Annotated in this window: 7 protein-coding genes; 2 read left to right on the top strand and 5 right to left on the bottom strand. The window is 37.3% G+C overall.

Annotated elements, in window-relative coordinates:
- Positions 1-54 precede the first annotated feature (54 nt).
- Complete coding sequence (locus C3420_RS06350; RefSeq protein ID WP_171056660.1) at positions 55-480, bottom strand: hypothetical protein; 426 nt, start codon at positions 478-480, stop codon at positions 55-57.
- Positions 481-809: 329 nt separating this feature from the next.
- Between C3420_RS06350 and C3420_RS06355 the strand changes: the two genes are divergently transcribed.
- Both C3420_RS06355 and C3420_RS06360 read left to right on the top strand, forming a co-directional pair.
- The gene (locus C3420_RS06355) at positions 810-2,237 is read left to right on the top strand and encodes a diguanylate cyclase (RefSeq protein WP_103800849.1); all 1,428 of its coding nucleotides are present in this window, start codon (positions 810-812) and stop codon (positions 2,235-2,237) included.
- Positions 2,238-2,273: 36 nt separating this feature from the next.
- A complete protein-coding gene (locus C3420_RS06360) occupies positions 2,274-3,764 on the top strand; it encodes an amidase (protein WP_103800850.1) in 1,491 nt (496 codons plus the stop codon).
- Between the two features lie 19 nt (positions 3,765-3,783).
- Here C3420_RS06360 and C3420_RS06365 read toward each other — a convergent pair whose 3' ends face one another.
- From C3420_RS06365 to C3420_RS17375, 4 genes are all read right to left on the bottom strand, one after another.
- The gene (locus tag C3420_RS06365) at positions 3,784-4,950 is read right to left on the bottom strand and encodes an MFS transporter (protein ID WP_103800851.1); all 1,167 of its coding nucleotides are present in this window, start codon (positions 4,948-4,950) and stop codon (positions 3,784-3,786) included.
- Positions 4,951-6,323: 1,373 nt separating this feature from the next.
- Entirely contained in the window at positions 6,324-6,464 is a 141-nt protein-coding gene (locus C3420_RS17370) for a hypothetical protein (RefSeq protein ID WP_167367443.1), read from the bottom strand.
- Between the two features lie 434 nt (positions 6,465-6,898).
- Positions 6,899-7,300, bottom strand: coding sequence for an Hsp20 family protein (locus C3420_RS06370; RefSeq protein ID WP_103800852.1), 402 nt, complete (start codon positions 7,298-7,300; stop codon positions 6,899-6,901).
- A 707-nt stretch (positions 7,301-8,007) separates the two neighbouring features.
- On the bottom strand, positions 8,008-8,148 hold the full coding sequence (locus C3420_RS17375; protein ID WP_004809164.1) for a hypothetical protein: 141 nt from the start codon (positions 8,146-8,148) through the stop codon (positions 8,008-8,010).
- Between the last annotated feature and the right edge of the window lie 338 nt (positions 8,149-8,486).

Raw genomic sequence — 8,486 nt, forward strand, 5'->3', positions numbered from 1 at the left:
GTACCCTTAATAAAAAACCGCTGATCATTCAGCGGTTTTTTATTATCTGTAACCTTAAGGAAGAATACGTCTTAAAGTTGCAAAACACTGCTCTGCCTTTTCAGTGGCACAGAAATTAATCGTATGTGGATTCTGCCATTTCACAAAATACTGTGAGACTTCACCAGACTGATCTTCTTGATTGCCAGAACAGTCTTTCTGGTTATTGTCATATTTCACCTGAAGAATTAAGGCCGGAACCTGAGCGGTGGTATCTTGCGGTAACTGATAGTCATAGATGCCTGATGACCATTCATCACCACTTTTAATAATCACATTGTTATCACTTTTAAAATTATAATATTCAACACACTTGCGGTTAGTCGGGATTTCCATTCCCCATAAGCCCATGATTTCAGGACGTGTTACGATACGGAAGGTATTGGCAACAGCTGAAGCTTGTGCTGCTGTTTGGGTATTTTTATTTATATCTGCAGCCATCGCCCAGGTGGTTAAGGTAAGCAGCATAAGGCTTAGACATGTTTTTTTCATATTAAAAATAGTATTCCTTGGATTGTCCCTAACTTAGCATATTTTTGACAGTGGGGAGTATGGCGAAAAATCATTTCATCTACTTAAATAAAAATACCAGCTAGATACATAATAGCCATTTCTTTTCCACATTATTTTGTTTATATTTTGTACTTATGCGATTTTAAGTATTGATTAAATTACAAACAATCAAAAACAAAAAGAAAGATCTCAAAGCTTATTTAACTAAAAAAACAGCATGTGATTTTTCATTGTAAATATACTAAGGTAGCTTCATTTTGCGATTTGCTGATTTTAAAGAAAAACAACTGGATCCGGATAGCTCTGCATATCTCATTATTGCGCTGTTAATTCTTATCTGTAGCTTTATTGGCATTGCAACGCGACCAACCGGCTATTTAGCATTTTTATGGCCAGCCAATGCAGCCCTACTCGCCTTCTTTTTACGCTTTCCACAGCTCAACAATAAAGGTGGCTGGCTAGGTGCGTTCAGTGCTTATATGTTTGCAGACCTGCTCACAGGTGACTTTTTTCTACAAAGCTTTTTTCTGACACTTTCAAATCTGTTAAGTACTATCGTTTCGCTATTCTGTATTCGCTATTTCAAGATTAATTATAAGTATTACAACAGCGGGTTTACCTTTATTCATCTGTTCGGTATTTGTGCCTTCGCAGGATGTCTGGCCAGCGCAGCATTTGCAGTGATGACTCTGGTGAATATTCCCGGTTCCTTTATCACCCCGGAAAACATGAAAATTGACTTTTTCCTGTGGTGGACTGGGGAAATGGTTAACTATATTATCATCCTCCCTTTGGTACTGGCATTCCCTACTGCCAAGCAAATTCGTTATTTTGCGAAAAATCGCAGGAAAAAATCTTATTCTTTCAGTTATTTTTTTCCGATGATCACTGTCGCAGTGTGTGTGGTCTTAACTCATATTTTTGCCGGACCTGGCGCATTAATCTATCCTCTGGCTGCTTTAATCTGGGCAGCACTCACTTATCGTATTTTTACAATCTCGATTATTAATACACTGGTTCTGATCACCACTTACAGTAGCCTGACACAGATCTATCTGGCTGATCAAATCCTGGCAGATTCTACGACTTTTGTGTCCTTACGCATCGGCCTGTTTATGCTGGCACTGGCACCACTGATTCTGTGCATTATCAGCCAAAACCGGAATGAGTTGTATAAGCATGTGCTTTATCTCGCCAATTATGACAGTTTAACCCGTACCATGAACCGCCATTACTTCTTTAAAGAAGGTGAAAGTTTACTAAAACAGTCTAGAAAATTGTCGTTCTCTCTTATTATGCTGGATATTGATTACTTTAAACGCTTAAATGATCAATACGGCCATCATGTTGGTGATGCAGTTTTACAGCAATTCTCTGAGCTGGTGCGCACCAATCTGCGTAGCTGCGATCTGTTTGCCCGGATTGGTGGTGAAGAGTTTGTCGTCTTAATGTGGGATATAGAGCACGATGAAGCGCATTGGGTGGCTGAACGTATCCGTGAGCTGGTGCAGCAAACACCGATTTATCTGGAACATGGCAAATCGGTGCATATCACGGTAAGTTTGGGTATTACCCATCAGGAAGCACCACAGCAGACCGAACTGCAGGATCTGATCAATATTGCAGATCAGGCGCTTTATCAGGCCAAGCATATGGGTCGTAATCAGGTCGTACTTGCATCTTAAAATTTTTAACTTTTATTTATTCAAACAGGGAATGTCATGAATTATCAGGAATATCTTAGCTATGATGGTCTGGGACTGGCCGAGCTGGTCGCAAAAAAAGAAATCCATGCTTCAGAGTTACTGAATATTGCTTTAGAACGCAGTAATCAGGTCAATCCTGAATTAAATGCCATCGTTATCCCGATGCATGATTATGCCTTAAAACGTACTGAGGCAAATTTATCAGGTCCTTTTGCCGGTGTGCCTTTCTTGGTTAAAGATCTGTTTCAGGAATATGCCGGTTATCCGACTTCTTATGGCTGTACTGGCTTTAAACGTATTGGCTATATTCCGGATACCAATGCGGAAATTGTGAATCGCTGGGAAAAGTCCGGCATTGTAACTTTTGGCCGCACCAATACACCTGAATTTGGAATCAAAGGCATTACCGAGCCAGATGCCTGGGGTAGCTGTAAAAACCCTTGGAACTTAGTCCATAATAGTGGCGGCTCATCAGGTGGTTCTGCTTCTGCTGTTGCCGGGGGGATCGTGCCGATTGCGGGTGCGGGTGATGGCGGTGGTTCGATTCGAATTCCTGCTTCTTATTGCGGCCTGTTTGGTTTGAAACCAAGTCGGGGGCGTACCCCTTGGGGACCACAAATGAGTGAAGCCATGCATGGGGCAGCGATTCAGCACGTTCTGACCAAAACCGTTCGTGACAGCGCTGCGATGCTGGATGCTACGCATGGTGAAGATCATCATTCCATGTTCAAGATCGAACGACCACATACGCATTATCTGGAGATTATTCAGCAACCACCGAAAAAACTGAAAATTGCATTCAATACCAAATCTCCTATTGGCACCAAAATCTCCAAAGATGCAGTTCAGGCCATCGACCAGACAGTGAAACTTTTGGAATCATTAGGACATGAGGTAATTGAAGATCATCCAGCGATTGACGGGATGCAATTGGCTAAGGATTTTATTACCACCTGGTTCAGTCAGTTCTCTTATATGCTTGAGGAAATCCGTAGGCAATATCCGTCTAAATCAACTGATTTTGAGCTAGATTCTCTGGTGTTATGTGCTTTTGGTGCCAAGACCACGGCGATTGAATACATCCAGAATCTGAACAACTGGGGTGTCTATGTTTCCCAGATGAATCATTTCTTTGATTGCTATGATTTATACCTGACACCAGCAACGGCATCGGTGGCTCCACGCAATGGTGAAGTAAAAACACCCGCTTGGCAAAAACCGATTATGAAAGCATTACTGGGTATGGGAAAGGCACATCTATTGGCGCAGGGTAAACTGGTTGATCAGATCGTCAAGGAAAACCTGAAATGGGTGCCATTTACCCAGTTATCCAATATCACTGGCCTACCCGCCATGTCAGTACCACTATACTGGAATGAGCAGAATCTACCATTAGGATCTCAATTTATCGCGCCGTTTGCTCGTGAAGATCTGTTATTACAACTGGCTGCGCAACTAGAAGAAGCACAACCATGGTTTGATCGTTATAAAGATATTCAGATCTAATAATTCAAGAATCATTACTTCAGGTGGACTTTGTGGGTTCCACCTGATTGGGCAAACCAGATAAAAATAGTAAACCCATTAGCGTAGCCGCGGCGGCATATATAAAGATAGTCGTACCGCCAAATTGGTCCCAGTAATGACCAGCAAGAATACTGCCACTAGCGACGCCAATCCCCCACATGGTGCTATAGAGTGCTTGACCTCGTCCCTGCTGTCCTGCCGAGAAATTCTGGAAAATCACCCGCATCGCAATCATATGAAACAGGCCAAAACTAAAAGCATGAATACTTTGTGCCATAAACTGTACTATGAATAGCGAAGGCAGCAGACCTACAATCAGCCAACGCAATCCTGTCAGCAATAAACAAATTATTACCAGTGTTCGCCACGACCAGCGATTAAAAAATAAAGTCGCATAAGCAAACATGATAATTTCCGCAATCACACCAACCGACCATAGCAGTCCAATCTGACTGGTACTATATCCATGCTGACTGAGAAAGTTGCTATAGAAGCTATAAAATGGCGCATGGGAAAACAGCATAATCAGCTCAATAATGAGAAAGCTGTAAACCACTGGACGTTTCAAGATTGGCCATAACGGTTCAAGCTGTTTTTGTGCGGATGGCGCCGTCGAAGGTTCCTTAATGCTAAAGGACCAGATAAAAGCAAGAAATGAAATACACAGTAATAATACTGGCAGCATACTGACCGGGATAATTTCAAATATTGCTCCAACAGCAAAAACACCAACAATAAAACCCACCGATCCCCATTTACGCACTTTGCCATATAGCTCGGCACGTTTTTCTCCGAGCCAGAAAAGCGTCACACCTTCAAATTGCGCCAGAATCGCATTTTGGAAAAAGCTAAAAATTAGCATCAGCAATGCCACAGACTGAAAGCTGTTTGGAACGATAAAAATCATGAACCAGATACAGGCTTCCATCCAAGTAGCAATGCGCACCAGCAGCATGCGTTTGCCAGATTTGTCAGCAATCCAGCCCCAAATGAGGGGTGCAAAAAAGCGAGTGACAATGGCAATTGAAGATAGAATCCCGATCTCTGAATAACTGAAACCTTGATCTTCAAGATACAAACTCCAGAATGGCATGAATGCGCCTACAATGGCGTAATAACAGAAATAGAATCCGCCAAGTCGCGACTGGATGGGAAGATTGAGCATTAAAATAGGCTTACCTAATGATTTATAAACTTAAAAGATTTAAGAATGAATCACATTGTATTCGTTTGTCTTCATCTCGACTCAACAATCTATAAAGTTTATTTTTTGTAAATTTTACGAAATTACTTTTCCAAAATTTTATCCAATTTTTTGTTAATTAAATCATTGTCATACCTCAAATAATGTCAGAAGCTTCTAATTATCAATAAGAATATTCATCCTATTTCATTAACATTTGATCCTTGGTATATTTTTATGAGCTTTTGGTTCATTACAGCTTTATATTAACAAGTACCCAAAAAATAACACATCATAAAAAACCTCCCAAAGGAGGTTTAATTACAAAGTATGGGCCAATACGTAGATGACTGTACTAATAATTACGATAGCCAATAAAGTTATCAATATTTCAAGCTTAGTCATTAAAGTGCACTCTGACTTCTTGTTGCTTATATTGTAGCTTATCTTAACATTCAATCCTAAATATAAAGGGTTACTAGAAATTTTAAAATATTTGCACTTTATTAATTCAGATTAAATCTAATGAATCCAGTTAATTATATTTTCTATCATTAAATCGACAGACGGCTTACTTCCAATATGCATCTTTAAAAATTTGACTTTCATTATTCACCATGATCATTTTCATCAAAATCATTGAACCATGTACAAAGCTTTATCATTATGAATTTCTATTGAATATTTAATGATATTTTTTTAGCTTCTAATAGACCAGCCCTGACTTCACCTTAAGAAACAGGGTAACTTTATATCCAAATGTATCTAGCCCTACTGTACTAAACCTATTTAATTTCTTTCAAGCAATCGCGACATAACTTAATTTCTTCGCTATCAGCCGTACATTCAAACTCAATCGTACTATGTAGGCCAAATAAGCAAAGCACAAACTGGAACATATCGATCTCCTTGCTTTAGTGCTTCCCTATTCAAAATATAAGGGGGGGGAATGATCACTAGAATTTAAAAATCTTATCTAACTATAGAGAATTAATAGAAAATTAAACCAATCAATCCCTAATTACCATTTTATAGTCCTTAGCCAAATATTTTCTCTTTAAACTATTTAAGGATAACTTATGAATAGATTCATGTAAGTATAGGAAATATATATTAATAGTTCTTACCCGTTAGTTTTATGTTTCTTTAAGTACTTGTTAAACTAGTTGAGGACTTCTCATAAATATATAAATTACCTAGAAAGCTACTAATTGCAAAATCAACAAATACTCAGCCTAGTCGTTTCTTCAGTTAAACAAGGCCAAGGATTAATTTAGCCAATATTTGCATTTGATTGTTATTTTTCCTTTCTAAATAGTCGAAGACCTCACTCATTTGTGAGGTCTTTTATTAATTTATTCAGGGGTATTTGATGCCTTAGATTCTGTCTCCGCTTCGTGATGAGAACAGTTTTTTGCATTTCCCTTTTTGTATTTAGCCTTTTTATAACAATATCCAGCCAATACGCCTGCGCCAATCAATGTTAGTAATTTCATTGCTCACCTCAATAGATTAGAAATAACAACCTCTATAGGTATCATCTATATGGATTGCATTCCAAAGCTATTTGGAAAGTTTTTTTAAATGAAAGGTTAATTTATGTGTATAAAATAAAAAAGCCCACATTCTTGTGAGCTTTCCCCTTAACCATTTTGCGCTGATTTAGAATCGTTGATAAAACATACAACGATCAAACAATAGACAATCTATAAAAAATATAAATATATATACAAATTAAATATATATCCATATTAAATAAGTCTGAAATTTAATTATTGCAACAAATAATCAAACCAGCAACCTAGTTCTGGAGGTAATAACCCCCCTAAGGTGGCTTAAATTTGTTCTATTCTTATTAGAAAAACTATTTTTATTATTGAGTCTTCGACTCTCCCCATAGCTTTTCATTATTTTTACGACCAATAGGAATCTAGCGTGCCATCACCTCATCAGGGACTCTCCGTTGCAGATCTATAGTCAATAAACTATTATCATAATCTGCCTGCTGAACCTCTACATGTTCATCCAGGCGTAACGATAACTTAAATGAACGGCTTGCGATTCCCTTATATAAATATTCAACGTTTGGATCGTTTTCTTCTACTACTTTACCAGTTATAGTCAGTACCTTGTTTTCCAAATTAATCTCGAGTTGATCCTGATTAAATCCTGCAGTTGCAATAGAAATACGATAATTATTATCTCCTGTTTTTTCAATATTATAGTGGGGGTAATTTGGCGTATCGCTTTGTAATGCAAAATCGAATAGATCACTTAAGCGGTCAAAACCAATACTCCGACGGAATAGTGGTGATAAACTGAAATTACTCATCGTAACACCCTCCTGATTTTATCAACTAGCTGAGACTTCATTATCGATTCTGATAATAAAATAAGAAGCAATATCTGGATTGCTATCTTATTTATCAGGGTACATGCAGGTATTTTCAACGATAGAAATAAATGAAAACACGTTTCTTGCCCTATTTATATTTTTCCCGGCAGATTTAGAAAAAATTAAATTTAAGTGACTATTTAAAACATCGTTTTTTCTTAGGAAAGGCAAAAATTAATATTTTTTATAAAAAAAACCGCACCTTGGGGAAGATGCGGATAAAACTCGATATTTAATCAAGTGTGGAGCTTTTTGAACACCTAGTAAAATAATCAAGATTTAAGAAACTGTCAATAAAATATTTAACTAAAATCTTAATTGATAAAGATAAAATTTTCTCTCTAGCGGGTTTTATGAGCGTCTATTTAATTAGACTCAATCGTTATTGTCACCTACCTCGCCCCCATGGACCTGATGATCAATTTCAGTTGCACCCTTCAAAGCCAATAAACAAAATATAAGGTTTAGCATAATTTTTCTTCCTATGAATAAGTTTATGGGAATGTTTAAGTATTTTCCTCTTTTAACTGCCTTGATTTAAATATCATCTTATTAAAAATTAAATAAGATCATTTACATCACATTAAGAATTTCCTGAATCTAAGAAAATTTGAGGAATCTACTTAACAATATTGTTCCAGCAATTAAGCCGAGAACTCTTTTAATAAAAATCGCTTTACTGTCTCATCAAAATCCGGATTTGCGAGAATTGGCTGATTATTTTTAATAACTTGATAGCAACAGCTTGCAGCCACACCTACACCTAATAATGTCAACAATTTCATTGTTCACCTCAGATACTAAAAAGTTAAACTTAAAATATCATTCAAAATTGTAGCCTTCCAACTTAGTTTTGATGATTTTATGTTCTGTATGTAATTGAATGTAGGTAAGATAAATGGTGCTGGGTAAAAAATATACAGTTAAGTAAACATTGTAATTAACCTACTGTCTTGCACCACAGTTTTGTCAAAAAGGTCAATTCAGGTTAATTATGGGCAGAGTAAAACTTGAAGTGCGACATAAACCACCTAATTAATTTAAAGGGTTTATGGAGTATATAAAATTGTCATACCATCATCTTAACTTTGAAGATCGTACTGCATTAATGCTTGAGTCAAGA

This window comes from Acinetobacter sp. ACNIH3 (assembly GCF_002918965.1).
Taxonomy (GTDB): Bacteria; Pseudomonadota; Gammaproteobacteria; order Pseudomonadales; family Moraxellaceae; genus Acinetobacter; species Acinetobacter schindleri.

What these genes read in the sequence shown, in the direction of transcription:
- C3420_RS06350 (WP_171056660.1), bottom strand. Translation starts at nt 480, where the DNA reads ATGGCTGCAGATATAAATAAAAATACCCAAACAGCAGCACAAGCTTCA.
- C3420_RS06370 (WP_103800852.1), bottom strand. Translation starts at nt 7,300, where the DNA reads ATGAGTAATTTCAGTTTATCACCACTATTCCGTCGGAGTATTGGTTTT.
- C3420_RS06365 (WP_103800851.1), bottom strand. Translation starts at nt 4,950, where the DNA reads ATGCTCAATCTTCCCATCCAGTCGCGACTTGGCGGATTCTATTTCTGT.
- C3420_RS06360 (WP_103800850.1), top strand. Translation starts at nt 2,274, where the DNA reads ATGAATTATCAGGAATATCTTAGCTATGATGGTCTGGGACTGGCCGAG.
- C3420_RS17370 (WP_167367443.1), bottom strand. Translation starts at nt 6,464, where the DNA reads ATGAAATTACTAACATTGATTGGCGCAGGCGTATTGGCTGGATATTGT.
- C3420_RS17375 (WP_004809164.1), bottom strand. Translation starts at nt 8,148, where the DNA reads ATGAAATTGTTGACATTATTAGGTGTAGGTGTGGCTGCAAGCTGTTGC.